The sequence below is a fragment of the Meridianimarinicoccus aquatilis genome (assembly GCF_004358675.1).
Classification (GTDB): Bacteria; Pseudomonadota; Alphaproteobacteria; order Rhodobacterales; family Rhodobacteraceae; genus Meridianimarinicoccus; species Meridianimarinicoccus aquatilis.
In genome coordinates this window covers 1-937 of the sequence record NZ_SMZO01000122.1, presented here as the reverse complement: position 1 = coordinate 937, position 937 = coordinate 1, and the positions used below count along the sequence as shown (strand labels likewise).

The window sequence follows — 937 nt, the reverse complement described above, 5'->3', positions numbered from 1 at the left end:
ATAAACAAGGGTGGGTCAATTCTCGGTGAAAATACCGGGTCACTTCTCAGCAGAAATCAACACATGTTCACCTCATGAGTTTGTCCGTTGCGATTTGCCCGAGCTTTTCGAGGAGCGGTGGGCACCGTTATGCTCAGCTTCATTGCCGTGAAGCGGGACTGTTGCATTAATCTAACTTGGTTCGAAAATGACAAAGACAGCACTCTGTTGCGTACCATATGTTGAGGCGACGAGGCTCAATTATTCTATATATGGAATGCGGTTTCCGTCAGTGCTCCGGGCATACACTTAATGCAACAGTCCCGCCAAGAATATGACCTTGATCTGCTCGGGCATAGATCCGGCTCTGGAGCAAAGAACGCTCATTTCCTGGATGGCAAGCCTCAACGAGGTTCGCAATGCTTGCGCCCATCATTCCCGCCTTTGGAACAAGGCCCTGACCAACCGACCAGGGTTTCAGAAAGTTGGTCAGCTTACGGATTTTGACCACATGAGAAACGGTCGAGGAAAAATACACGACCACCATTCGACCCGTCTTTACGGAGCGTTGGTGGCCATTATTTTCATAATGAAAAGACTCCATCCAAAGACGGAGTGGCACCAGCGGTTTGCTACGTTGGTAACAGAAAAAACTCTTCCGAAAGAAATTTCTACGTTAGCAGCGGGATTCCCTGAGGGCTGGCGTGATGCTTCAATTTGGAAATAATCCAAATCATTCTGGATGAACATTAGATTTCAGAACGCGTCTTCAACCGCCCGCATGCCATTGCGTCCGGGACTGTTGCATTAATCGTTGGGTTTCGCCACTTTTACGTTTTGAGGTGAAGCATGCCACGCAAGTCGCCATTTAAGCACCACCGTTTTCCAAGGGACTTCATCCTTTGCGCGGTGCGTTGGTATTTGCGCTACCCGCTCTCCTATCAAGACGTGGTTGATC

At 49.0% G+C, this 937-nt stretch carries 1 protein-coding gene and 1 pseudogene; both read left to right on the top strand.

The window, feature by feature from the left end:
* Window positions 1-313: 313 nt before the first annotated feature.
* Entirely contained in the window at window positions 314-706 is a 393-nt protein-coding gene (locus tag E2L05_RS21395; protein WP_133344889.1) for an Abi family protein, read from the top strand.
* Window positions 707-828: 122 nt separating this feature from the next.
* A pseudogene (locus tag E2L05_RS21450) lies at window positions 829-937 on the top strand (IS6 family transposase); the annotation flags it as partial.

Coding starts and splice junctions, on each gene's coding strand:
- E2L05_RS21395 (WP_133344889.1), top strand. CDS start 314: ATGACCTTGATCTGCTCGGGCATAGATCCGGCTCTGGAGCAAAGAACG.